General features: G+C 46.1%; 19 protein-coding genes and 1 tRNA gene. 11 read left to right on the plus strand and 9 right to left on the minus strand.

Annotation, left to right across the window (positions count from 1 at the left end):
- The first annotated feature begins 66 nt into the window (after positions 1–66).
- On the plus strand, positions 67–2,634 hold the full coding sequence (locus ACO0KY_RS01950; protein WP_423043774.1) for a TonB-dependent receptor: 2,568 nt from the start codon (positions 67–69) through the stop codon (positions 2,632–2,634).
- A gap of 112 nt (positions 2,635–2,746) precedes the next feature.
- Here ACO0KY_RS01950 and ggt read toward each other — a convergent pair whose 3' ends face one another.
- The 7 genes from ggt to ACO0KY_RS01985 form a co-directional block, all read right to left on the minus strand.
- Positions 2,747–4,450 carry a gamma-glutamyltransferase gene (gene ggt / locus ACO0KY_RS01955; protein WP_423044147.1) on the minus strand — a complete coding sequence of 568 codons (1,704 nt, stop codon included), beginning with the start codon at positions 4,448–4,450 and terminating at the stop codon, positions 2,747–2,749.
- 261 nt (positions 4,451–4,711) lie between these two features.
- The gene (locus ACO0KY_RS01960) at positions 4,712–5,299 is read right to left on the minus strand and encodes a 50S ribosomal protein L25/general stress protein Ctc (protein WP_186911148.1); all 588 of its coding nucleotides are present in this window, start codon (positions 5,297–5,299) and stop codon (positions 4,712–4,714) included.
- Between the two features lie 118 nt (positions 5,300–5,417).
- On the minus strand, positions 5,418–6,380 hold the full coding sequence (locus ACO0KY_RS01965; RefSeq protein WP_186911147.1) for a ribose-phosphate pyrophosphokinase: 963 nt from the start codon (positions 6,378–6,380) through the stop codon (positions 5,418–5,420).
- 118 nt (positions 6,381–6,498) lie between these two features.
- Positions 6,499–6,575: transfer RNA gene (locus tag ACO0KY_RS01970), tRNA-Gln, on the minus strand.
- Positions 6,576–6,650: 75 nt separating this feature from the next.
- Positions 6,651–7,505: a 4-(cytidine 5'-diphospho)-2-C-methyl-D-erythritol kinase gene (ispE, locus tag ACO0KY_RS01975; RefSeq protein ID WP_422991958.1), complete on the minus strand. Its 855-nt coding sequence runs from the start codon at positions 7,503–7,505 to the stop codon at positions 6,651–6,653.
- 17 nt (positions 7,506–7,522) lie between these two features.
- Complete coding sequence (gene lolB, locus ACO0KY_RS01980) at positions 7,523–8,143, minus strand: lipoprotein insertase outer membrane protein LolB (RefSeq protein ID WP_423043777.1); 621 nt, start codon at positions 8,141–8,143, stop codon at positions 7,523–7,525.
- 110 nt (positions 8,144–8,253) lie between these two features.
- Positions 8,254–10,101, minus strand: coding sequence for a tetratricopeptide repeat protein (locus ACO0KY_RS01985; RefSeq protein WP_423043779.1), 1,848 nt, complete (start codon positions 10,099–10,101; stop codon positions 8,254–8,256).
- A gap of 268 nt (positions 10,102–10,369) precedes the next feature.
- On the opposite strand from ACO0KY_RS01985, the gene mutM reads away from it, so the two are divergent.
- The 3 genes from mutM (at position 10,370) to mutY (ending at position 14,373) form a co-directional block, all read left to right on the plus strand.
- Positions 10,370–11,191 carry a bifunctional DNA-formamidopyrimidine glycosylase/DNA-(apurinic or apyrimidinic site) lyase gene (gene mutM / locus ACO0KY_RS01990; RefSeq protein WP_186911143.1) on the plus strand — a complete coding sequence of 274 codons (822 nt, stop codon included), beginning with the start codon at positions 10,370–10,372 and terminating at the stop codon, positions 11,189–11,191.
- Positions 11,192–11,291: 100 nt separating this feature from the next.
- A complete protein-coding gene (locus ACO0KY_RS01995) occupies positions 11,292–13,229 on the plus strand; it encodes a dynamin family protein (protein ID WP_423043781.1) in 1,938 nt (645 codons plus the stop codon).
- Positions 13,230–13,236: 7 nt separating this feature from the next.
- Positions 13,237–14,373 (plus strand): A/G-specific adenine glycosylase, encoded by a 1,137-nt coding sequence (mutY, locus tag ACO0KY_RS02000; protein ID WP_423043783.1) that lies wholly within the window; start codon positions 13,237–13,239, stop codon positions 14,371–14,373.
- Between the two features lie 232 nt (positions 14,374–14,605).
- Here the strand turns inward: mutY and ACO0KY_RS02005 are convergent, their stop codons facing one another.
- Both ACO0KY_RS02005 and ACO0KY_RS02010 read right to left on the minus strand, forming a co-directional pair.
- A complete protein-coding gene (locus ACO0KY_RS02005; protein WP_423043785.1) occupies positions 14,606–15,892 on the minus strand; it encodes an HAD family hydrolase in 1,287 nt (428 codons plus the stop codon).
- A 232-nt stretch (positions 15,893–16,124) separates the two neighbouring features.
- Positions 16,125–16,616: a YqaA family protein gene (locus ACO0KY_RS02010; RefSeq protein WP_423043787.1), complete on the minus strand. Its 492-nt coding sequence runs from the start codon at positions 16,614–16,616 to the stop codon at positions 16,125–16,127.
- A gap of 283 nt (positions 16,617–16,899) precedes the next feature.
- On the opposite strand from ACO0KY_RS02010, the gene ilvA reads away from it, so the two are divergent.
- The 7 genes from ilvA (at position 16,900) to rapZ (ending at position 25,328) form a co-directional block, all read left to right on the plus strand.
- Positions 16,900–18,435 (plus strand): threonine ammonia-lyase, biosynthetic, encoded by a 1,536-nt coding sequence (gene ilvA, locus ACO0KY_RS02015; RefSeq protein WP_423043789.1) that lies wholly within the window; start codon positions 16,900–16,902, stop codon positions 18,433–18,435.
- A gap of 43 nt (positions 18,436–18,478) precedes the next feature.
- Positions 18,479–19,327 carry an NADPH-dependent 7-cyano-7-deazaguanine reductase QueF gene (gene queF, locus ACO0KY_RS02020; RefSeq protein WP_423043791.1) on the plus strand — a complete coding sequence of 283 codons (849 nt, stop codon included), beginning with the start codon at positions 18,479–18,481 and terminating at the stop codon, positions 19,325–19,327.
- 55 nt (positions 19,328–19,382) lie between these two features.
- Positions 19,383–20,054, plus strand: a complete 672-nt coding sequence (locus ACO0KY_RS02025) for a hypothetical protein (protein ID WP_423043793.1) — start codon at positions 19,383–19,385, stop codon at positions 20,052–20,054.
- Between the two features lie 184 nt (positions 20,055–20,238).
- On the plus strand, positions 20,239–22,914 hold the full coding sequence (locus ACO0KY_RS02030; protein ID WP_423043795.1) for an EAL domain-containing protein: 2,676 nt from the start codon (positions 20,239–20,241) through the stop codon (positions 22,912–22,914).
- Positions 22,915–23,013: 99 nt separating this feature from the next.
- On the plus strand, positions 23,014–23,487 hold the full coding sequence (locus ACO0KY_RS02035; RefSeq protein ID WP_186911135.1) for a PTS sugar transporter subunit IIA: 474 nt from the start codon (positions 23,014–23,016) through the stop codon (positions 23,485–23,487).
- Between the two features lie 37 nt (positions 23,488–23,524).
- Positions 23,525–24,466, plus strand: a complete 942-nt coding sequence (hprK, locus tag ACO0KY_RS02040; protein ID WP_186911134.1) for an HPr(Ser) kinase/phosphatase — start codon at positions 23,525–23,527, stop codon at positions 24,464–24,466.
- Between the two features lies 1 nt (position 24,467).
- Positions 24,468–25,328, plus strand: coding sequence for an RNase adapter RapZ (gene rapZ, locus ACO0KY_RS02045; RefSeq protein WP_186911133.1), 861 nt, complete (start codon positions 24,468–24,470; stop codon positions 25,326–25,328).
- Positions 25,329–25,366 lie beyond the last annotated feature (38 nt).

A 25,366-nucleotide genomic window follows, 5' to 3' on the forward strand; every position in this document is an offset into this window, starting at 1 on the left:
GCAAATGCCTATCTGTTGCACTTCATTGATTGATCTCGTTTCATCACTTCATTTACTAAGGAAATTATGTTTAAGTCATCCAGCATCGCATTAGCGATAGCCGCTGCATTCCCTATCGCTTTTCCACAGACCAGTTTTGCTCAAGAAGCAGATAAGGTTGTTATCACTGGTTCCAATATTCGCGTTACCGAAAAGGAGGGCGCTGCTGCCGTTCAGGTAATTACCGCTAAAGAATTACGTGCCAGCGGCAAGACCAGTGTCGCTGATGTATTACGTAGCATTTCAGCCAATAGCGGCAATAGTTATAACGAACAATACACAGGCAGCTTTTCTGCGGGTACCGCTGGTTTGTCTTTACGTGGTATTGGTCAAAAAAATACGCTCATTCTGGTCAACGGAAAACGGGTTAGTAGCTATGCCACGGCGCAGGATACGCAGGAAGTTTTTGTTGATTTGAATAGTTTGCCTATGGCAGCGGTACAGCGTATTGAAATTTTAAAAGATGGCGCATCGTCGATTTATGGTTCTGACGCAGTTGCAGGTGTGGTCAATATTATTTTAAATAAAGAATTTAGTGGCACAGAAATAACCGCCCAAATAGGCGAGGCCGCAACCGGTACTGGACAAGCGGAGCAAAGCGTTTTATTTCAAACTGGTTGGGGTAAATTACAAAACGACGGCTATAGTATTGCCTTGTCAGTGGATGCGCAAAAGCGTGATAAATTGCAGCAGAGTGATGTGAGTTGGTTACGTGATTCTGATTTCCGCAATCAAGCGAATGGCAGCCTGGGTTGGGTTGCTACCAATTATATCGGCACTAATCAGACCAAGTGGTTGGGCGGAGTACAAGGCCCGTTGCAATCGGTACCATACTCTGCGATCACACCGGGTAAAAGTGGTCAGGTGCTCGCATATAACCCGGCACCTTATCGTACCCTGATGCCAGGGATTGAACGAGTGCATACCGCCTTATCGGGTAGCTTACGCATCAACGAAGATACAGTGGCCTATGCAGAATGGTTGCACAGTTATTCGAATGCAAATGAAACCTTCGGTGCTCCGCTCAGTGTATCGAGTAGCCTGCGTGCCTGGAATAATGCCACGCAATCACTAGTGTCTATTCCGGTGGTACTACCGGTTGGCAATCCAAGTAATCCGAGCAGTACCACATTACCATTTTCTGCGACTTTGTTTGACCTTGGACCACGTATTAAAAATGATAGGGTTACGTTTTACCGCGCATTGGCTGGTGTAAAAGGTTTTAGCGCTGGATGGGATTGGGATGCGTCTGCCGCGCAGTCAAGCAGCTCTATGGTGGAGACCGTTTCTAATTTTGTGAATCGCTACGCATTTCAGCAGGCGTTGGCCAATGGCACCTACAATTTCGCGAATCAATCGTTGAATTCGGATGATGTACGCAATAGCTTGCGTTTGTCGACACGACGTCCGGCGGAGTCGAATTTATCGACCTTAGATTTTTCTGCATCCAGAGAATTAATGAACTTACCTGCTGGCCCACTGAGTTTTGCTGGCGGTGCGCAATGGCGGCGTGAGGCTATGAATTCGCAAACGTCGACTGCCGTCTTGAGTGGTACAGAATTGCGTCCAGCGATTAATATTATTGATGGACAGCGTGACGTAACAGCCTTGTTTGGCGAGCTTGGTATTCCGGTGATCAAAAACCTGAATCTGAATCTGGCGGGACGTTACGATCATTACAGTGATTTTGGTAATGCGTTTTCACCCAAAGCCAGCATTCGGTATCAAGCTGCCGATTGGTTGTTATTGCGTGCCACTGCCTCGCGCGGATTCCGCGCACCTTCGTTCCCAGAAATTACGAAAAGCACGACAGTGAGTTACGGTAGCGTATTAGATCCCCGTGATCCTATATCACCAAACCAACCGCGTGGCGTGACCAATATTACGATTGCCAATCCGAATCTGCAGCCCGAGCATTCGAATAATCTGAATTTTGGTATCGTCATTGCTCCAACGGCGACAAGCAGCCTGGGTATCGATTATTATCGCATTACCCAAAAAGGCGTGATTGGTACGGAAAGTGCCGATACGATTATTGCCAACGAGAACACCTCGCCAGGTAAAGTGTCGCGTGATGATCAGGGACGTATTACTACACTGTATCGTCAATATCGCAATCAAGGCGACCGTGAAGTGTCGGGTTTGGATATCGACGTTCGTCAACGATTTAATACCGTGAATTACGGTAATGTTACGCTCAATGGTCAGTTAAGCTATGTATTACGTTTTGCCCAGCCATTGACGGATGGCGCCGCATTAACCAACGGTGCTGGAACCAATTATTTCGGTTCGATCCCAAAATGGCGCGGTGTCACCAGTGCTGATTGGGAATACGGTAACTGGACTAATACCTTGACATGGAATTATGTCGGTGGTTATCAACAAGAGAGTGCGACGAATGAGTACGTGGCTTCCTATGCGACCTTTGATCTGACCACTTCACGTAAGCTTAGTGCTAACACGACGGTCAGCCTTGTCGTACAGAATCTCACAGATCGTCGTCCGTCTTGGGATTCGTCGACTAATTTTTTTGATATTACGCAAGCTGATCCACGGGGACGCTTTGTATCCGTGAAACTTAATCATCGTTTCTGAGTTTGTTTTTAGTATTGATTAAATTATTGTGGTAATGAAAGCCGCGGTCAGCATACTTTGATCGCGGTTTTTTACATTAAGCATTATTAATACTGTAATTCAATATGGCGTTTTAATACCCCAGCGCGCTTCCATCTGGATTGCGCGGATCGGAAAAGCCGAAAAATATACCTTCACCAATTTGTATGGTTTGCGTCTTACCCAGAACTTGCGCTTGTTTTAAGTGTTGTCCCTTTTGCTCCAGAATCGACAAAGTATCAGCACTAATTCCTTTTTCATAGCGAAGCTGGTCTGGCATCCATTGTTGGTGTATGCGCGGAGAAATGGTCGCTTCAGCGACATTCATATCAAAATCTATTACGTTGATAATCGTTTGTAGCGTAGTGGTGATGATACGGCTGCCACCCGGGCTACCAGTGACTAAAAATGGCTTGCTGTCTCTTAAAACAATGGTTGGTGACATTGAACTGAGTGGGCGTTTAAACGCCTGCACTGCGTTCGCCGCACCGCCGACTAAGCCAAAGGCATTCGGCTCGCCAGCTTTAATTGAAAAATCATCCATTTCATCATTGAGGACGATGCCAGTACCGGCCGCTACGATGCCACTACCAAAATTTAAATTTAATGTGTAAGTGGTCGCTACCACGTTTCCATACTTATCTGCGACACTGTAGTGTGTTGTCTGATCGCTTTCGTAGGCGAGTGGAGTGCCGGGTTTGATGCTCGCTGACGGGGTCGCATGATTGAGATCGATTTTCTTTACCAGCGCATCAGCGTAAGATTTGGATGTGAGTCCAGTCACCGGTACTTTGAAGAAGTCTGGATCGCCGAGGTATTCTGAACGATCGGCATAGGCCAGTTTCATCACTTCACTTAACTCGTGCAAGGTTTTGGCGCTGTTGGCGCCTTGTTCTTTCAGTGGGAAATGCTCAAGCATATTTAACATCTGCACAATATGTACACCGCCAGAGCTAGGTGGCGGCATAGAAACGATTTGATAGCCGCGATAATTTCCCGTAACTGGAATGCGTTCTATCGCTTTGTAATTTTTTAGATCGGCGGCGGAGATGATGCCGTCATGTTGCTGCATTTCGGCGACGATTTTTTTTGCAATCTCGCCTTCATAAAATGCTTTCGGACCTTGCTCCGCAATCAGTCTGAGCGAGTGTGCCAGATCTTTTTGGATCAGTTTTTCACCAGCGCTTAGAGGTTTGTTATTTTTAAAAAATATGGCGCGGCTGGCAGGCCATTTACCTAAGTGTTCCTGATCAGCGTCAAGCAAAGAAGCCAGATGCGGAGTGATGCTAAAACCTTGCTCTGCTAACCGGATTGCTGGTGCAATAACCTCAGCGAGGCGCATTGAGCCGTACTTACGTAAGGCCAGATCAAGACCGGCAACCGTACCCGGAACACCAATCGCTTTGTGGCTGTATATCGAGCTATTGGGAATCACTTTGCCATTGGCGTCGAGATACATGTCCCGGTGCGCTTTTTCAGGCGCTAATTCACGAAAATCTAATGCAATGTCTTTGTCAGATTTGGCATCGTGAATCAGCATAAAACCACCACCACCAATATTTCCTGCATTCGGTAATACGACCGCTAGTGCAAAACCGACTGCGACGGCCGCATCGACGGCATTGCCGCCGCGTTTCAGAATATCTGCGCCAACCTGCGTTGCTAATGCCTGTTCGGTGACGACCATGCCGTTGGGGTTGCTGACTGGGCTGACGATAGGAAAATTGGTGTCATAACGGACATTGGCAGCAATCTGCGCCTGGCTGACCGCGCCGTTGAGACTGAATGCTGCGAAGATAGCGAATCTGAGGAGATTTTTATTGTTGATGATCACGGATGTTCACTCCAATTGAGCTTTATTTCTAAGGCAGGCATAAACACTGTCCGGGAGCACAAAATGATCCAGGATAAATTGCAATAAGCCATGTATTAGCCACATCCTAACAGAGCTTTTTATTTTCGTTCGGGATCTGATTTATTCAGCAACATAAAAAAAGCCACCCGAAGGTGGCTTTCATCATTTTTGCAAGTTGCAAACGGTTGCAACGAAAAGCAAAAATTATTTTGCTTCAGCTTCAGCAGATACGGCACCAGCTGGTACTGTAGCGATAGCAACAGTAGCGTCATCACCGTGTACAACTGCTGTAACGCCTTTTGGCAATACCAGGCCAGATACGTGGATAGATTGACCAGCGTCCAGTTTGGACAGATCAACTTCAACGAATTCTGGCAAATCTGCTGGCAAGCAAGAGATGTCCAATTCAACTGCAACGTGGCTGATAACAGCAGCGTGCAATTTAACAGCTGGGGATACGTCAGCGTTAACGAAGTGCAGTGGCACTTTAACGTGGATTTTTTGGTTAGGATCAACGCGTTGGAAATCAGCGTGCAATACTAATTGTTTGTATGCGTGGACTTGGAAGTCGCGCAACAGAACTTTTTCTACTTTACCGTCAACTTCCATGTCCAGGATAGAAGAGTGGAACGCTTCTTTTTTCAATGCATGGTACAGCGCATTGTGATCCAGAGTGATGGATACTGGGGCTTCTGGGCCGCCGTAGATGATGCCAGGTGTTTGGCCAGCATTGCGCAGGCGGCGGCTCGCTCCGGTCCCCTGTTCTTTGCGTGCAAATGCGATAACTTTCATGGTGTTACTCCAAAATATGCAAGAGCTAACTTGCGGTTTTGCACCCCCGCGACCAGGGATACAGAGAAAACGCCCTTGCTAAAAAAGTAGCAAGAGCGCAGAAAAAAATTGAGTTGTATTAATCTGTGAACAAAGAGATGACAGACTCGCCTTTAGTAATACGGCGGAAAGTTTCTGCCAACAAGCTGTCGCAAGATAACTGACGAATCTTGGAGCATGCTCTTGCTGCTTCAGACAATGGAATCGTGTCAGTCACGACCAGCTCATCTAATGGCGATTGCGAAATACGCTGAATCGCAGGGCCGGACAAGACTGGGTGTGTACAGTACGCCAATACTTTCTTGGCACCACGTTCTTTCAATACTTCTGCGGCTTTCGTCAATGTACCTGCAGTGTCAACCATGTCATCCATGATCACGCAGTTACGGCCTTCAACTTCACCGATGATGTTCATGACTTCGGATACATTGGCTTTTGGACGACGTTTGTCGATAATTGCCAAATCACAACCTAAACGTTTTGCTAAAGCACGGGCACGAACCACGCCACCAACGTCAGGAGAAACGACTAATAAATCGTCATAATTTTTTGCAACCAGATCACCCAACAAAATTGGTGATGCGTAGATGTTATCTACCGGAATATCAAAGAAACCCTGAATCTGATCAGCATGCAAATCCATAATTAAAACACGGTCAACGCCTGCTTCTTCCAGCATGTTGGCAACCACTTTAGCAGAGATCGCAACACGTGCTGAACGTGGGCGGCGATCCTGACGGGCATAACCAAAGTAAGGAATCGCTGCCGTAATGCGACCAGCAGAAGCGCGTTTTAATGCATCAACCATCAACATAATTTCCATCAGGTTGTCATTGGTTGGTGCGCAGGTGGATTGCAGAACGAAGACATCTTTGCCACGGACGTTTTCATTGATCTCGACCATCACTTCACCGTCAGAGAACTTGGAAACATCTGCTTTACCGAGAGGAATGCCCAGTTGTTTGGCGACACCAGCTGCTAATGCAGGATTAGCGTTACCAGTGAAGACCATCATATTGTCATTTGCGCGCGCGTTTGCCATGGCGGGACCTATCGGCTGAATTTTTGAGGATTTGATTAATTTACATAGCTTTTTGCAAATTAATCAAAGATAAAAACTGAAAAAGCCGCCGCACATTGATGCGGCGGCTTTAATTTAATGGCAGGGGAAGAAGGATTCGAACCTTCGCATGCCGGAATCAAAATCCGGTGCCTTAACCAGCTTGGCGATTCCCCTACACAACCGTTTGTCTGTCGTCCTGATTTTTTGTCGAATTTTTTATCAACTTTAAATCGGCATCAGACCAAATTTTTACTTCTGCAATAAGTCTGCCATCGGGTGGCGACTCAGCGCTTTTGCTTTCCATGATACCCAGCGATCTGGCACTTGGTTAATTACTTTGTCTGCTGCCGCTTCATCGGCAAAAGCACAAAAAACACAAGCTCCTGATCCTGTCATCTTCGCGTTTCCGAATTGTGACAGCCAAGTAACCGCTTCGTCAACTACCGGAAACAGTGCGCAGGCAACTGTTTGCAGATCATTTTTCCAAAACATTTCAGCAGTGCTGGAAAAGTCCGCTATTCTGACGGGCTTACTGTCTCTTGTCAACTCCTTTGCAGAAAAAATTGCTGGTGTCGGAACTTGTACCCCTGGTTCTATCACTACAAACCAACGTTCTGGCGTCTGAATTACCTGCAATTCTTCCCCAATGCCTTCTGCAAAGGCGTTTTCTCCGAAGATGAAAAATGGGACATCCGCGCCTAATTGTAACCCTAATTGCATTAACTCCGCTTTACTGAGTTCGGTTTGCCATAAATGATTTAGTGCAATCAAGGTAGTTGCTGCGTCCGATGAGCCGCCTCCAACGCCGCCACCCATGGGCAAAATTTTATTTAGCGTGAGATTTGCGCCGAGCTGGCATCTTGTGTGCTGCTGCAATAGCTGAGCGGCGCGAACGATCAGATCGGTCTCAGCGGGTACGCCGGGAATATCGTTGGTCCGCACGATGGCATTATCTGTACGAATTTCGATATCCAGGGTGTCACAGCGATCAATGAGCTGAAAGGCGGTTTGCAATAAGTGGTATCCATCCGCACGGCGGCCGGTCACGTGAAGAAATAAATTGAGCTTAGCTGGTGCCTGACAATGGATGCGCGTTTGTTTCATATTGATAAGCGAGTGCTTTAAGGGTTTGGAGCCTGGATAAAAATACTGATACTGACATTGCCAGCTTGTTGCGTATAGCGACTTAATTCTATGCGTTTTGGCAGGTCGGTATGATCTTGCCAACTAGCGTAGCGTAAAGTCCAGCCACTATTTTGCAGAGTCTGATCTACGCGAATTAAAGCCTGGCGCTGACCATTTTCCTGCGGAATAAAGCCTTGTAGCCAGTCGCGCATGCCGGCAACCGGAAGTGACCAGCCCAAACTCTCTTGCAGTAATTGATCGAGATTCTGCGCATAACGTGGAGATTGACCTTCTTGTTCTAGTATCGCTCTGCTATCGTCCAAGGTAATTCTGGCAAGGGTCTGACCAAGTGGGGATAATAGATTGATACGCAGATGTTGGCCACTTTGTTCCCATTCAAAGCTGCCTGGCAATTGTTGCGGCTTATTATCTTTTTCGTAGCGTACCGATATTTTTCCACTCAGTTGTATGTTGTCTTGATAGGTACGCGAATCGAAGCTGGTCGCATTGACGCTATTCTGCGCTTGTTGCATGCCAATACTGGCGCAGGCACTGCACAGTATTAGGCTGGCGAACATCACAGATAGCGTTAGCCATCGGCTATATTTGAATGTCATGTATTGATGATTTTAGTTGCAGTGGTTTGTGCTGGCCTGAAGTTGCTTGCATTTGATTTATTTCCAAATGCAAGCAATTTGGCCGTCAAAGAAGGATTCTGGTCCAGGCTCTACAGATGGACGTTCAAGCGATCCAGAGTGCTTTTTAGTGATGAATTTTCCGGGTCTTTGGTGCGCGCTTCGCGCCACAATTTGACAGCCTTGTCTTTATTGCCGGCGCGCCACAGGACTTCGCCAAGATGTACTGCAATATCGGCATCCGGACGTAGTTCGTAGGCGCGACGTAAGGCGGTTTCTGCCTCATCGTATTTGGCAAGGCGGAACTTCACCCAACCGAGGCTATCAAGAATGAACGGATCATCCGGCGCTAATTGATTAGCTTTTTCTATCAGCACCAAGGCTTCTTCGAGCTTTATATTGCGATCAGCAAAGGAATAGCCAAGCGCATTGTATGCATGCTGGCTATTGGGAGCTAGTTCAATCACCTTCCGCAACAGCGTTTCCATTTGTAGTACACGATCCTGAGATTCTAATAACATCGCGTAGTCATACATTAAATCCGGACTGTTCGGATGTGCTGCTAAACCTGCTTTGAAAACTTGTTCGGCGCGATCAGTTTGTCGTGTATCTCTTAAGATTTGTGCTTCTGTTTGTATTACCTGAAGTTGATCATTTTCTGCTGTTGGCTTGAGTTCGTGCAATAAACTCAGCGCTTCGTCGGTGTTACTGAGTTTGACAAGCAGGCCGGCGCGCCGCAATTGCGCATTGAACCAGGCCGGATTGCGTCCTTCGTATGACTCGATTTTGGCTAGCCATTCCTGTGCAGATTTGTAGTCTTTACGATCTATCGCAATCCCCGCCAGATTCATGTAGGTAGATGTAGCGTCGCGATCCTCTGATTTTTCTTCAAGCGTTTTTAAGTAGCGTAAAAAATATTCTTCCGCTTGCTGCAATTGATTTTTTCCCATTGCCAACACGCCAAGTGTGTACATCGAGTTGACGTCATCCGGAGTGTCACGCAACAGCAGTTGGAATTGTTCCTGGGCTTTATCGAATTGCTTGAGATCGATGAGGATACTGGCATATGCCAGGCGAATATCACGCGCGCCAGGATTTTTCGCAATAAATCCTGCTAAAGCCTGTGCCGCATCAGGTTGCGCCGAGGCCTGCGCAATTGTCAGAATCGCCAATTGGGATTCAGGATGTGCCGCGAGCATGGTTTTCGCTTCAATGATTGCGCGCTGACCATCTCCCTTGTTGTAGGCGCCTTGTGCCAGCGCAAGGTGAGCTTCCGGCAATGCCTTGTATGGTGCAAGAATTTCTTCAAGCACGTCAAATGCAGCATTTTTATCTCGTGCGCGAGATAACAAGCGCTGCGCTTGTAGCATGATCACGCCATATTGCTTGCTATCTGCGGTGGCTAATTTTTCTGTAAATACTTGCTTGATCTCAGACAAATTATTATTCATGACCATGAAGCCGAGGTAGTACTGAGTCGCTTCATTGGAATCTGGAGCCAGTTCGCGCCACAAGCGTATCGCCACTAATGCTTCGCCCGCTTGTTTGGCGCTCAGAGCTATTTCAGCAGAACGTCGGGCGAGTCTGGGGTCGCGGGTTTGCTGTGCGGTGGTCAGTAAAGTGACATAGGCTGCTTGCCAGCTTCCTCGCTGATAGGCAATTTCAGCGGTTAGTATTTTGTAAAACAGCTCATCAGTGAGTACCGCATTTGGCAGTTTTTCTTTATTTTCAATGACGGGAGGTGCTGCTCCATTCAAATCCTTGTCTGCGGCTAAGGCCGCTTGTGCAGCTTCGTGGGCATGATTGGTATCAGTACCATGGCTGGTGGTCTTACCTCCTAAACTGGCACACGCTGATAATAGCGCAGCACAAGTGAGATAAGCCGCTGGGCGAAGTGCGGATACAATGGAGGTAGTGACAGAAGCAGAAATAGTTTTCAAGACGAATCCGAAATGAGCGTTGATGGCTGATTTTACGCTGAAGTATTCAAGGTGTGTATTTTCGCCAATGACTAATCAGTGATAAAACGGTATAAGTCTTGTGTCAAATTGTAAAGACAAGACGATTTTCGGTAAACACCCGAATAGCAGACGTAGATATAGACATAGATGATTTACAGAATAACTTGATTATGACATTGTTGCGCCTAAGGTTTTTTCTTGTAAAAAGCTAATTGTAGAACCATTTTTTCAATAAAAGTTCCAGACGATGCCTGAATTACCTGAAGTTGAAGTGACGCGCCGTGGTGTGGATCCGCATTTGACGGGACGCGTGGTGACTGATGTTATTTTGCGACGCGAAGGTCTTCGCTGGCCATTCCCGGCAAATTTGCGCGCCCTCTTGGCTGGACAAAAGGTGCTCTCAACGGGACGTCGTGGTAAATATTTATTGTTGAACTTTACCCATGGCACTGTGCTGATTCATTTAGGCATGTCCGGACACTTACGCATCTTGCCGCGTAACACGCCGGCGGCTAAACACGACCATATTGACATTATTATCGACGAACAATGCTTGAGGATGACTGATCCGCGGCGCTTCGGAGCAGTGCTCTGGCATGCGTTGGAAGACGGCAACATCGAACATCATCCCTTATTGAGTGGCTTGGGTGTGGAACCACTAGAAGCCGGATTTAATGCTGAACTTCTGTTTGAGGAGAGCAGAACGCGTAGTGCCCCGATTAAGCAAGTGTTGTTAGCCGGGGACATTGTGGTTGGGGTCGGTAACATTTACGCGTCAGAAAGCTTATTCAAAGCGCGTATTAATCCTAAAATTCAGGCAAAACGCATCAGTCTGGCTCGTTATAATTTGCTGGTCAGCGCCATTCGTGAGACATTGGCCGCGGCGATAGAGCAGGGTGGCAGCACGCTGAAAGACTTTATTAGTGTGAATGGTCAAAGTGGTTATTTTCAGCAAAATTACTTTGTGTATGACCGCGCTGGTGAGGCATGTCGAATTTGCCAGACGCCTATTCGACAAATACGTCAGGGACAAAGAAGTAGTTTTTATTGTGTATTTTGCCAGAAATAATTGGCTTTTGTTGTCTCAAATCGCCGTGTTTGCGCGTTTTGCGCGTATTTTCTCACGCTTCCATATATACTAAACGAATAGAAAATTAACTGAGGGAAACATGAGCAATTTGGTTCAAAAATTCCAAGAGTACAGCGAATGGCGCAAGGGTGTCGCCCGGGCGCTCGAGCAATATCGTGCCTGGATTGGTGGATCAGATATGGCTGATGCTGCGGCAGATCAACGTCTGTCGCGTCTGATGGAGCGTCTGGTCGATGATAAATTATCGATTGCCTTCGTCGCGGAGTTTTCGCGCGGTAAATCAGAATTAATTAACGCGATTTTTTTCGCTGATTACGGTCAGCGTATTTTGCCTTCGTCTGCTGGTCGTACAACCATGTGTCCAACCGAATTGTTGTACGACGACACAATTCCACCTTGCATTCGTTTATTGCCGATAGAAACCCGTTCGGAAACGCAATCGACCAGTGAGTACAAGGGGCAGAGCCACGTCTGGACGGTCTTGCCCTTAAATATTAATTCCGGCGACGGTATGTTAGAAGCATTCAAACAAGTTAGCCTGACGAAGAAGGTGACGATAGACGTTGCCAAGTCATACGGCTTATTTGATGAAGAAGACCCGGACGCAGCACTTGAGGTGGATGAAAATGGCATGGTTGAAATTTCACAATGGCGTCATGCGATTGTGAATTTCCCACATCCTTTGCTCAAAGAAGGTTTGATTATTGTTGATACACCAGGCTTAAATGCAATCGGTACGGAACCAGAACTGACCTTGAATCTGATCCCGAACGCGCATGCGGTGTTGTTTATCCTTGCTGCTGACACCGGCGTCACCAAGAGCGATATTGACGTCTGGCGTAATCATATCGGCAGTGGTCCTGGCCGTATGGTGGTGTTAAATAAAATTGATAGTATGTGGGACGAATTACGCACCCACGAAGAAATTGAAACCCAGTTGGCACGTCAGGTGGCGACGGTAGCGCACACCTTGGTGCTGGAGGAAAAGCAGATTTTTCCAGTATCTGCACAAAAAGGCCTGGTTGCTAAAATCAACAAAGACGCACCATTATTGGCAAAGAGCCGCTTGCCAGCACTCGAATACGCGCTGTCTAAAGAATTGATTCCTGCCAAACAAAGTATTATCCGCTCGCAATTGGCTGCTGAGATTGCTGAGATCACCAACGCACAACAAGCGATCATCAACTCACGTGGCCGTAATGTGGTTGAGCAAATGCTGGAATTAAAGAGTTTGCGCGGCAAGAATATGAATGTCATTGAACACATGATGAAACGTGTTGATACAGAGAAAAAAGAATTTGATGCCAGTCTGATTCGCATGCAGGGAACGCGTGCGGTCTTCACTAAATTGTCGACCGAGGTCTACACCAGCCTTGGAATGGATATATTGCGTGAAGAAATCCGCAAAACCCGGGAAACGATGGAAAAAAGTTATTTATCCGTTGGTTTACGTGATGCGATCAAGCAGTTTTTTGCTCAGGTTAAATTGAATCTGATTGTGTCGAATAAAAAGACCGATGAAATTTCAGAAATGATGTCGGTCATGTATCGCAAATTTTCTACTGAACACGGTCTGGCATTGTCAGCGCCGATGGCATTTTCTCTGGAAAAATATATTAAAGAATTGGAAGCGATTGAAGTGGTTTACCAAAAGCAGTTCAGTGCAACCACGATGCTAACTAATACTCGCGTTGCATTGGTACATAAGTTTTTTGATTCCGTTGCTGCGCGTGTAAAACAAAATTTCTTGCAAGCGAATAAGGATGTTGAAGCGTGGCAGAAAGTGGTGATGGCGCCGTTGGAAGCCCAAATTCGCGAACATAAAGCGCAACTGAAAAATCGCATGCAGTCGATACAACGTATTCACATGGCAACTGACAGTCTGGAAGATAAAATCGCATCCTTCGAAGCACTGCAAAGCGAAGTAGATGCACAGAAAAATTCACTGCTTGCTCTCGAAAATAAATTAAAAGCAGCCTTGTCAGCTGACTTAAACGCACTCCGAGCTGCCGCTTAAAGATTACATGAAACGTCGTATTCCGGCGGCTGCGGCCGCCAATTTTATTCATCCTGAATTTGTTGATCCCAGTTTTTCACATGCCGTCATTCAATGGCAAAAGCAACATGGCAGACATCTGCTGCCATGGCAACAAAGCCGCGAAGCCTATCGCGTCTGGCTGTCGGAAATTATGTTGCAGCAAACTCAGGTAACGGCCGTTATTCCCTACTACGAAAAATTTCTGCAAAGCTTTCCCACTGTATTTGATCTCGCTGCAGCACCCGCAGAATCTGTCATGGCGCACTGGAGTGGTCTTGGGTACTACACCCGCGCTCGTAATTTGCATCAATGTGCAAAGCAGGTTGTTGAAAAATATGATGGGCACTTTCCAGTCGATCCTTTGTTGCTGGAGCAACTACCCGGTATAGGACGCTCGACGGCAGCGGCGATCACGGCTTTTTCCTATGGCACGACGGCAGCGATTTTGGACGGCAATGTCAAACGCGTATTTACACGAGTATTTGGTATCGCAGGTTATCCTGGCAGTAAACCAATCGAAGATGATTTATGGCAAAGGGCAATGGCATTGTTGCCCGAAGTTGGCATAGAGGCCTATACCCAGGGCTTGATGGATTTGGGTGCGACCTTGTGTACCCGCAGCAGTCCGGCCTGCCCACGTTGCCCTTTGCAAGCGCGATGTGTAGCATACGCAGAAAATCGCACCGCCGAATTACCAACCCGTAAGCCGAAAAAGCAGATCAAAGAAAAACATGCTGTGATGTTAGTTTTGCTCAGCAATAACCAGGTTTTGCTTGAGCGTCGCCCAGACAGTGGAATTTGGGGCGGTCTGTTATCGTTGCCAGAGTTGAATGGAATGACGGCATTGGAAAAAGATGTTCCACCAAATAGCATTGACGAGCATGTATTACAACAAACAATCGCTCAATTTGGCGAAGTGGGCAGCATGCGAAAAATGCCGTTGATAGAGCATGTGTTTACTCATTTTAAATTACATATTCAACCACTCTTCATTGCGTTGGATCAGCGATATTCTGTAGTTTCTGAGGATACGCATGTCTGGATGAATTTATCCGAAATGCGTGATGCAGCATTACCTGCACCGATCAAGACTTTGTTAATGTCTTTAGCAGCTGAAACATAAAAACTCTTATTCAACCCAGCGTTTCCTGAGCTTGGGGGCGATGCATCAATTTCGTCAATGCTATGAAAATGAGATTCCAGATGGGCAGTGTTTTGACTGAAAGCCTCGGATAATAAAAAAACGCCCATGTTCAGCATGGGCGTTTTTGCTAAGTGTAAAGCCTTACATATAGCTTATAGAAAAATTATTCAATAAGCTATTCAGGCAAATTCAGGTAAATTCAGGTAAATAATTAACCAACCAATGCTGCTGAAGTTTTGCCGTATTTCAGTGTGGTTTCGACAGGCAACCAGTTACCTGTCGATTCTTGACGACCTTGCAATGCGAAACGTGGATGAGCTTCTTTGATGCTGTCGGCAGCTAATTTAGACAACTCACCAATTTTTCCTTTTTTCAGACGGTTCACGATCAGACCCAATTCTGTGTCCTGGAAATCGCGCAACATATCGTAGTCGCCATCGCTATCGCCAGCAACAAACACTGGACCGTAGCCTTTACTTGCAACCAATTCACGCTTGATCACGACAGTTTTGCCTGGACCCCAGTTCAGAGGCCAGTCTTTGCGGTAAGCATTTTTCAATACTTCGCCATCTTGTTCCAAACGCAGGCCTAATACATTTTCACGTGGTACATGGTAGCCATATTTTGGATTGGAAGCGAATACGCCCACAACGTGCTCCAACGAAGCAGTACTGACATAAACGTCGAAGCCGTTTTGACGGAAAGTGTCCATCAACGTAGCAACTTCTGTACACAAACGGATACCGTGGAAATGTGCAGTCGTTACCACGCCTGCTTTACCTGGTAAAGATGCCGGGCTGGTGTATTTGACTTTAGACAAGCCCATGCCCAGATTTGCATCGTTGGATGCCTCTGCCAGTTGAGCCACTTCACTCACTGTCATATTCGCGAAGAAGTAAATAACCCATGGATAACCAACATTAACACCATGCGTGTCATTTACTGCTTCATACATGAAATACAGTTTGGAACGGAAATCCTGGAATTGTGGCGTTTCTGCGATTTGTGCCAAGCTCATGCTGCCTGCCATGCCTTTGTAATTTGCATGCAAGTATGCGTAGTCGCTATCCAGATCCGTGCACAGGCTATCCAGGTCAACGACAGTACCAGCTGCATTTTTGTAATCTGGCGCGAAATTACCAGCAGGAACGTTTTGGCGAATGATCGCGGAAAACTCAGCAGGCGTCAGTTTGAACGCGAGGTTATTGATTTGGTACATCAACAAAGCTTCTTCGCAGTCGTTCATGATACTGGTGTTGTCCCAGTCAAATACGGCATACGGTTTACGCTTTGCAGAGTACTTTTTGCTGGTAATGCCATGCTTGGCGATCAATGCGGCAACCAAGTCATGGTTGCGTGGCGACCATTTGGCGTTATCCAAAACAACAGTTTTAACATCAGTATTCTTAGCGATAGCAGATGTTGTCAGTGTCACACCGGCAGCTGTTGCGATCATGCCTTGAATAAAGCCACGACGTGGCGTATTTGCTTGCTGCATGTTCTTAGTCCTCTTAAGGATGAAGTGAAATGAAAGCGTCATTATCCCAGACTAGTTGCCAGAATGTATCAATTTATCGTTATTTTGACATTGATTTTTCATTAACTATCTGGACACCTGTCAGTTTGTAGAAGCAAAAACTGATAGACGGTCGTAAAAGTATAGACAAGAAATAAGACAACTTGACTACAAATATGAGGACTTGTCACAACAACAAACAACTTTGGCCTGATTACCCCAATAACTCACCGACGCGATGCCAAAAGCCATCCGGAACCTTTAATAAAAGATAGGTCATCGTGATGTAGCGTAAAAATTTACCAATCGCCATGTAGACAACACTAGGCCAGAACGGCAACCGCAGCCAACCCGCTAGCGTACAAATCGGATCGCCAATGACAGGCAGCCAGCCTAAAAGCATAGTTTTAGGTCCAAAACGTTTGAGCCAGGCAAACCAGAAACTGTCGCGTTCGCGGCTGAATGCTTGTTTTGCTGCATAACCCATGCCGTAATCAACCACGCCACCCAGGGTATTACCTATCGTTGCGACAATTAATACTGGCCAGAATAATTCCGGATTAGCTTTGATGACTGCAAATACTGCAGGTTCTGAGCCAAGAGGAATCAGCGTTGCAGAAATGAAACTGATCAAAAAGACTGACGTTAAACCGATTTCTGGTACTGCTAAAACGTTTAATAACCAATGAATTGCTGCGTCTATCATGGATTCCTGAGGTAAGGCTAAAGGGCATCCATTATAATAGCTAGGCTTTATTCTAAAAAATCACCATTAAATTACCATTAAATTACCACTAAGCAATTGTCGGAAATGAACCGAAAGCCTCACCACAAATGTGCTTAGGTATCATTGTTAATAGCTGAAGTATTGGCAAAACCCTACTTTCGTCGACGAGTTCGTGTTATCACGCTGTGATTGTTTGCTGTCGTTGTTTGCTGTAAAAACTGTAAAAAATCTCAACTATTAATTCACCTTACTTTTGAAGCTTATGAGCACCGATTATCTGAAAAAGATCCTGACTGCCCGCGTCTACGACGTCGCCTTTGAAACTCCGCTGGAATTTGCACCCAGCCTGTCAGCCCGTATGGATAATCGAATTATGTTCAAGCGTGAAGACATGCAAAGTGTGTTCAGCTTCAAAATCCGTGGTGCCTACAATAAAATCGCTCACCTCTCGCCAGCCCAATTAAAGCGCGGCGTGATTTGTGCGTCCGCTGGCAATCATGCACAAGGCGTCGCATTAAGTGCTAAACGCGTGGGCTGCAAAGCCGTGATTGTGATGCCCACCACCACACCGCCAGTCAAAATTGATGCTGTGCGTTCGCATGGTGGCGAGAATGTAGAAGTTGTTCTGTTTGGCGACTCCTTTACAGATGCCTACGGACACGCGTTGGAATTGGAAAAAAAGCGTAAGCTGACTTTTGTCCATCCGTTTGATGATCCCGATGTGATTGCTGGACAAGGAACCGTCGGTATGGAAATTTTGCGCCAACGCTCGGAACCTATCCATGCCATCTTTGTGGCAATCGGAGGCGGAGGTCTGATCGCAGGTGTTGCAGCGTACGTGAAAGCTATTCGCCCTGAAATAAAAATCATTGGTGTACAAACTACCGACTCAGACGCGATGGCGCGTAGTCTGAAAGCTGGCAAGCGCGTGACTCTCAATGATGTCGGTTTATTTTCTGATGGCACTGCGGTCAAATTAGTCGGTGAAGAAACCTTCCGTCTGGCGAAGCTGTATGTCGATGAGGTCATCACTGTCGATACCGATGCAGTGTGTGCTGCGATTAAAGACGTGTTTCAAGATACACGTAGTATTTTGGAACCTGCTGGTGCATTGGCTGTTGCTGGTTGCAAAGCCTATATCGAACGCGCCAAAGCGAATAAAAAGCCGCTTAAAAATGAAACGATGGTGACCATCGCTTGCGGTGCTAACATGAACTTTGATCGTTTGCGATTTGTTGCAGAGCGCGCTGAGGTCGGTGAAGCACGCGAGGCCGTTTTTGCCGTCACCATTCCAGAAGAACGCGGTAGCTTTAAACGCTTCTGCGAACTGGTTGGTGCGCGTAATGTGACTGAATTCAACTACCGCATCAGCGATGAAAAAGCTGCGCATATTTTTGTCGGTATCCAGGTCAATGACAAACTCGAATCAAGCAAAATTGCGAAGAATTTTGAAAAACACGGCTTTGCAACTCTCGATTTGACGCACGATGAATTGGCCAAGCTGCATATTCGTCATCTGGTAGGTGGCAAGAGTGCACTGGCGGAAAACGAATTGCTGTACCGCTTTGAGTTCCCTGAACGACCAGGGGCGCTGATGCGCTTCCTCAATAGCATGGCACCGAACTGGAATATCAGTTTGTTCCACTACCGCAATCACGGTGCAGATTATGGCCGTACGCTGGTGGGCTTACAGGTGCCAAAAAAGGAAATGAAAATTTTCCGCGAATTTTTATCCACACTCGGTTATCGCTACTGGGATGAGAGTAAAAATCCCGTTTACCAATTATTTTTAGGCTGATTTTTTTTGGCCGAACTTTAAGCTGACTACGATAGAACTTGCAATGACTGACGCTACCTCTACTAATTCACCTGAACAATCTTTGTTAGGTAAAGCGGCGACGTATAAAGCCGAATATGATGTTTCACTACTGTTCCCGATTCCGCGCTCCGAAAAGCGCGCAGAAATCGGCGTCGGTGCGAGCCTGCCATTTTTTGGCGTGGACATTTGGAATGCCTATGAAGTGTCGTGGCTAAATCAGCGCGGTAAGCCACAAGTAGCGATTGCAACAGTGACAGTTCCTGCAGAGTCGGCAAATATTATTGAGTCCAAATCGTTCAAGCTCTATTTGAATAGTTTCAATCAAACGCGCTTGGCCAGTCCGGAAGCATTGACTGATTTACTTAAAAAAGATTTATCGGCAGCAGTTGGTGCGTCAGTACACGTCAGCTTATGTTTATCAGAAAATTTTAGTCAACTGAAAATGCAGGAACTGGAAGGTCGTTTGCTTGACCGACTCGATATTGAAGTCGATACCTATACCCCGAATCCTGCATTGTTAAGCGCCAATCACGACGAAGCACCAGTGGAGGAAACGCTGCTATCGCATCTGCTGAAATCGAATTGTCTGGTGACCGGGCAGCCGGATTGGGGCAGTGTGCAAATTCGTTATGTAGGATCGCAAATTGATCAGGAAAGCTTGTTGCGCTACCTGATTGGTTTTCGCAATCACAATGAATTCCATGAACAGTGTGTAGAACGAATTTTTGTCGACATCATGCAGCATTGCAAACCGCAAAAACTAGCAGTGTATGCGCGTTACACCCGTCGTGGTGGTCTCGATATTAATCCGTGGCGTAGTAATTTTTCAACCGGTCAGCAACCCGGCAACGGCAGAAATGCGCGCCAATAATTTTCTAATTTCTGTTTATTTTTAAATTTTCTTTTATTTTTCCTTAAATTAAGCCATGAACTCCCGAACGCCATTTTTAGGCAAATGCATCAGCATTTCTACATTACTTTTAAGCTTGGCAGTCGCTTCAACAGCGTCGGCACAAATAACACCGCAGCCCGTCGTAGAAAGCGCGATAGCATCGTCGCCAGTTGCATCTACAACCGGAGCCCCTCTAGCTCAAGTGCAGGCTGAAGATCAACCAGGTTGGTATGAAAGAGCCAAACGCAAGATGACAAAGATTGTCGATGAAGGTGCAATGTCGCTTAACTTGTCCGGTCTCGCACATCATGGACGCAATACGTACACGCCTGAAAAAATTTCGGAACTGAACGAAAACGCCTGGGGTCTGGGTTTTACGAAAGCCATCCGAGATGAAAAAGACAATGAAGAATTAGTTTATGCAATGATCATTTCCGATTCGCATTACAAACCTCAGCCTATGGCAGGTTATGCCTATCAGTGGATGAAACCCATTGCGGGCAATATTGAAATTGGTGGTGGTTATACCTATTCGTTGATCAGCCGTACAGATTATTTTAAAGGCGTCCCATTCCCTATCGCACTGCCAGTCGCTTCTATCGGTACAAAAAATACGAAGCTGATGGCTGCGTATGTACCTCGTCTGTCTAAGAACAAAGGTAACGGTGACGTACTTTTGTTATTTGTTCGTATAGACTTAAATTAATTTATTCTCTTCATGGTTGCTGTAGTTTTGAAAGAGGATGGAAATTTCCGACAACGTAGTTCGTCAAATTTAAATTAAATGTTGACGAACATGCGCACTCTTTGCCATGATTGCTGCCGGAAATAAACTTCCTGACCGCACAAACATCGTAGATAAATTAAATTGTTTTTTTTAGATTGTTTTCGTGATATCGCCCATTACTTTGCTGAGTGCCAGTGCCCGTGAACAAATGGTCAACCATGACTGGTACCCAAGCTTACTCGAACATCTCCCCGGCGCAATATACGTTTTAATTGACGATTGCATTGCCTACGCAAATCCAGCAGGCCTTGATTTGATGAAAGCAACCGGATTGCATCAGTTGATAGGCTCAAAGCCTGAGACTTTTCTGGTTGCACGCCATCACGAAACAGTAAAACAACTACTTAAAAATCCGGGCTCTCCAAATACACCGGATAGACAGTTTTACCAATGCATACGCCTCGATGGCCAATCAATTGATATCGAAGTTCAAAGCAGGCAATTTAGTTATCATTCGCAAGCCGCGATTTTAATCAGCGTGCGTGAAGCAGCACCGCAGCAAGGTGCAACAGCGAAAGTTCATCAATTGTCACAAAGCGACCCGGTCAAAGCCAAAGCCAACCGGGTACAAGAAGCACTGCATCACGAGAAAGAAATTCTCGAAATGATCGCGTTGGATAAACCTTTGTCGCATATTTTGGAGGATGTCTGTGACCGTATGGAACGTCTGTTAGCAAATGGTTCCATGTGCGCTATCAGCTTATTCGATCAAAGTACGCAGACGCTCAATTTTGGTGCAGGTCCGGGATTGCCGGAAGAATTCTCTCAACAGTTACGCAATATTCCGATTGGGATCAATAGTTGCTCATCTGCGGCCGCGATTTTCTACAATCGCTTGACTATTGTTCAGGATATTGAAGTCAGTCCTATCTGGGAAAAATTTAAATCTAGCGCTATCGCACATGGTTTGCGTTCGTGCTGGTCCGTACCAATCACCACTGCCTTTAATAGCGTACTTGGCACTGTCGATGTGTATTGCAAAGAGACACATAGCCCGACCGACGATGAACACGCGATGATAGTCGATGCCTGTGACCTGATTGGTCTGGCGATCGATAAAAAAAATATGGAACAAAGCCTGGAGGAAAGCGAAGAACGCTATCGCTCCGTGGTCACCAATTTATCTGAAGGTATCATGGTGATTGCGCCAGGTGGTCAAATTATCACTAGCAATCCTAGCGCCTTGCGTATTTTAAAAATTGGTGATGTCAATAACGTTGGACGTCGTCATCGCTATTTCAAACGCATTTTTGGTGAAGACGGACAGATGCTAAAGCTGGGTGATGATCCTGCCTCTTTTGTCTTTAAGAATGGTACTCCAATTTTAAATCTCTCTACCGGTGTCGAACTTAGCGATGGATCGGTTGTTTGGTTACTGGTGAATTGTTTGCCCATTTTTAAGAAGAGTAATGCTTCCATTTCGGCAGTGTTAATTTCATTTACCGATACCACCGAAGTCCGGGAAACCCAGCGTCAGCTCAACTTTATGGCATCGTTTGATGCATTAACCGGGCTGCCAAATCGTCATCAATTGAATCTCAGACTCACAAAAGCATTAAGCGATGCCTATAGACATCAGCAACGCGTAGCTCTGTTATTTCTCGATCTCGACCGATTTAAAAATGTGAATGATACAGCCGGACATGCAGCTGGTGACATGTTATTGCGAGACGTGTCAGGACGTTTAAATTCTTGCATACGCTCGACCGATTTATTAGCGCGCCTGGGAGGTGATGAATTTGTGATTATTGTCGAGAACGTTCCTGATGCCCAGTTTTTACGTGATCTTGGGGAGCGTGTGCTGGCAAAAATGCGCGATCCATTTTTGATCGATAGCAATGAATATCATCTTGGCACCTCGATCGGTATCAGCGTATTCCCACACGATGGGAGTGATGCCGCAACGTTGATGCGCTGCGCTGATTCAGCGATGTATCATGCTAAAGAGTCGGGAAGAAATAACTATCAATTCTTTACTACTGAATTAAATGTGCGGGCTCAGCATCGTTATGCGCTGGAAACCAACTTGCGCCGGGCGCTGACAGAACAAGAATTTTTGGTGTATTACCAACCAAAAATTTCTTTGGAAACTTCACGTATCGTTGGCGCCGAAGCCTTGGTACGCTGGCAAATGCCCGGCATGGGACTCATACCGCCAACTGAATTTATTCCTATTTCCGAAGAAATTGGTTTAATTCTGCCCTTAGGGCGTTGGGTGTTAGAGCAGGTTTGTCGGCAAACCTGCGCATGGCGTGCGCATCTGGCACCAGATATTGTGGTCAGTGTCAATATATCGCCTAAGCAATTTCAAGACCCGAGTCTGTGTAAATTTATTGAACATACGTTGCAAGAAACAAAATTGCCTCCATCCGCATTGCAGTTAGAGATTACCGAAGGTTTGTTAATGGGGGAATTGGATTTACTGTTGCCGGTATTTGAATCCATTAAAAAACTTGGCGTCAGTATTTCATTGGATGATTTTGGCACTGGATTCTCTTCGCTTTCATATCTCCAGCGTTTTCCTATCGATAATCTAAAAATTGACCGCTCGTTCATTCATAAAATTCCGGCTAATCAGGATTCTGTCGTGTTGACCCATGCAATTATTGCGATGGCCAAGGCTTTAGGAATGAGTGTGACCGCAGAAGGTGTAGAAAATGCTGAGCAAATGCTCTTTTTGACTGACTCTGGTTGCCAGGAAATGCAAGGTTTTTATTTTAGTCAACCCCTGCCTGTGGAACAATTTGAGAAGCTACTTCAGAACAACAGGCAGTTGTAAGAGCATGTTTATTTAAACAAGTTTATAAAAAGAAGCCTATAATTTGGTTCAATTCAGCGCCGCGCCACCTATTTTATTGCTGTAACCAGATCTTGCACCATGACCAATATTGCAAAAATTCTTCCTTTAGCCAATGTACTTCTGGATTTAGAGATATCCAGTAAAAAACGGGCCTTTGAACAGGCAGGCTTGCTGTTTGAAAATAATTGCAGCATTGCCCGTTCTACAGTTTCGGATAATCTGTTTGCCCGTGAACGCTTGGGATCCACTGGCTTAGGCCACGGTGTCGCTGTACCACATGGCAGAATCAAGGGACTCAAAGCACCGATCGCCGCACTGGTCAGGTTAAAAGAAGCCATTCCGTTTGAGTCTCCGGATGCGCAACCCGTAAACTTATTGATTTTCCTGCTAATGCCGGACAATGTCACGCAACAGCATCTTGAGATATTATCTGAAATTGCAGAAATGCTTTCAAACGAGAGCTTTCGTAATGAACTCAATTCTGAACCGAGTGCCAGTGTTATTTACGAGAAAATTCTCGCGTGGCGCCCGGATATATCAGCCGCACCCTGATTAACCTGTTTGTTGTCGCTGGATTTACTTTATCGCCATGCCCTTATTTACCGAATTAACGATACAAAAAATCTACGATGACAATCGTGACATCATGCAACTGGGTTGGTTTGCCGGTTTTGCAGGTGCAGATAAGCAAATTACTGGCGATGCAGCTTCATCAGCAGATCAGGTCGGCCACCTTAACTTGATCCATCCGGGACGCATACAAGTGCTGGGGCATCAGGAACTCGCTTATTACAACCGCTTATCCAACGCCTCGCGCGCAAATTTGATCCGTGAACTGGTCGCTGGCGGCCCACCTGCATTGATCGTAGCCCAAGGGCTGGAATCACCACCACCGTTTCTGACCACCTGCGACGACAATAATATCCCACTATTTTCTACGCCTTATCCATCAGCACAGGCGATTGATTATTTGCGAGTTTATCTGTCTAAAAAGCTCGCGCAAAGTATCACGATGCACGGTGTTTTTATGGACGTACTGGGCGTTGGTGTACTCATTACCGGTGAATCAGGTTTAGGTAAGAGCGAATTGGGGCTAGAACTGATTTCACGTAGCCATGGCTTGGTCGCAGATGATGCGGTCGAATTTTCGCGTATTGCACCGAACATGATAGAAGGTCGCTGCCCTGAATTACTGCAAAACTTGCTAGAGGTACGCGGTCTGGGCTTGCTAGATATCAAAACCATTTTTGGTGAAACTGCAGTGCGTCGCAAAATGCGTCTGAAACTGATTGTGCATCTGGTTCGACGCAGTACGTTGGAAGAAAATTACGAACGTCTGCCAATTGATTCGCAAACCGAAGATGTATTGGGTTTGCCTATCCGTAAAGTGGTAATTCCTGTCGCTGCAGGGCGCAATATTGCGGTTCTGTTGGAGGCGGCGGTGCGTAATACTATCTTACAACTACGCGGTATTAATACGTTAGAAGACTTCATGGAAAGACAACGTCGGGCGATGGAAGCCGGAGATTAATATGCAGATATTACTTATCTCAGGCATCTCCGGTTCCGGAAAGTCGGTTGCGCTTAACGTATTGGAAGATGCTGGTTACTATTGCGTCGATAACCTGCCCCCCAGCTTATTACCGGGTCTGATTAAAACTCTGAGCCAGGAAGATCATACCAACGCGGCAATCTCTATCGATTCCCGTAGCGCACATTTACTCTCAGGTTTGCCGCAAACACTACAGGATCTGCGTGATCTGGGACATGATGTCAGGGTATTGTTTTTAACCGCTAGCACCGATTCTTTGGTCGCACGCTTTTCCGAAACCCGTCGCAGCCATCCTTTGTCACATCGTCTGGCGATGGAGTTGGCTTCGAATGTCGACCTGAGTCTGGTTGAGTGTATAGAAGAAGAGCGGGAAATTTTGGCTGGTATTCAAAATTTGGCGCACGTAATTGATACGACAGATTTGCGCGCGAATCAGTTACGTGCTTGGGTAAAAGTGGTAGTGCAGATTCAACGTTCACCATTAACTCTGATGTTTGAATCATTTGCATTCAAGCGCGGTGTACCATTGGATGCCGATCTGGTTTTTGATGTCCGTATGATTCCGAATCCACACTATGATCCTCTATTGCGTCCTCTTACTGGCCGCGATGAACCAGTCATACGTTTTCTGGATAATCAGGAAATGGCGCAAGATATGTATCTGGATATCCTGAACTTCATTACTAAGTGGCTACCTGCTTTTAAACAAGATAATCGCAGTTACCTGACTGTTGCTATAGGCTGCACTGGTGGTCAACACCGTTCCGTCTATATGGTTGAAAAGCTGACAAAATATTTTCAGAAAACTGAGCAAGTATTGATCAGACACCGGCGTCTTTAACTAGGCAATACCGAATCGATGCGATATAAAAAAACCCC

The organism is Undibacterium sp. Dicai25W, assembly GCF_049340505.1.
Taxonomy (GTDB): Bacteria; Pseudomonadota; Gammaproteobacteria; order Burkholderiales; family Burkholderiaceae_D; genus Undibacterium; species Undibacterium jejuense.

Coding starts and splice junctions, on each gene's coding strand:
- mutY (WP_423043783.1), top strand. CDS start 13,237: ATGAAACGTCGTATTCCGGCGGCTGCGGCCGCCAATTTTATTCATCCT.
- ACO0KY_RS02005 (WP_423043785.1), bottom strand. CDS start 15,892: ATGCAGCAAGCAAATACGCCACGTCGTGGCTTTATTCAAGGCATGATC.
- mutM (WP_186911143.1), top strand. CDS start 10,370: ATGCCTGAATTACCTGAAGTTGAAGTGACGCGCCGTGGTGTGGATCCG.
- queF (WP_423043791.1), top strand. CDS start 18,479: ATGACTGACGCTACCTCTACTAATTCACCTGAACAATCTTTGTTAGGT.
- hprK (WP_186911134.1), top strand. CDS start 23,525: ATGCCCTTATTTACCGAATTAACGATACAAAAAATCTACGATGACAAT.
- ACO0KY_RS02035 (WP_186911135.1), top strand. CDS start 23,014: ATGACCAATATTGCAAAAATTCTTCCTTTAGCCAATGTACTTCTGGAT.
- ACO0KY_RS01995 (WP_423043781.1), top strand. CDS start 11,292: ATGAGCAATTTGGTTCAAAAATTCCAAGAGTACAGCGAATGGCGCAAG.
- rapZ (WP_186911133.1), top strand. CDS start 24,468: ATGCAGATATTACTTATCTCAGGCATCTCCGGTTCCGGAAAGTCGGTT.
- ACO0KY_RS01965 (WP_186911147.1), bottom strand. CDS start 6,380: ATGGCAAACGCGCGCGCAAATGACAATATGATGGTCTTCACTGGTAAC.
- ACO0KY_RS02025 (WP_423043793.1), top strand. CDS start 19,383: ATGAACTCCCGAACGCCATTTTTAGGCAAATGCATCAGCATTTCTACA.
- ACO0KY_RS01960 (WP_186911148.1), bottom strand. CDS start 5,299: ATGAAAGTTATCGCATTTGCACGCAAAGAACAGGGGACCGGAGCGAGC.
- lolB (WP_423043777.1), bottom strand. CDS start 8,143: ATGACATTCAAATATAGCCGATGGCTAACGCTATCTGTGATGTTCGCC.
- ACO0KY_RS01950 (WP_423043774.1), top strand. CDS start 67: ATGTTTAAGTCATCCAGCATCGCATTAGCGATAGCCGCTGCATTCCCT.
- ACO0KY_RS02010 (WP_423043787.1), bottom strand. CDS start 16,616: ATGATAGACGCAGCAATTCATTGGTTATTAAACGTTTTAGCAGTACCA.
- ispE (WP_422991958.1), bottom strand. CDS start 7,505: ATGAAACAAACGCGCATCCATTGTCAGGCACCAGCTAAGCTCAATTTA.
- ilvA (WP_423043789.1), top strand. CDS start 16,900: ATGAGCACCGATTATCTGAAAAAGATCCTGACTGCCCGCGTCTACGAC.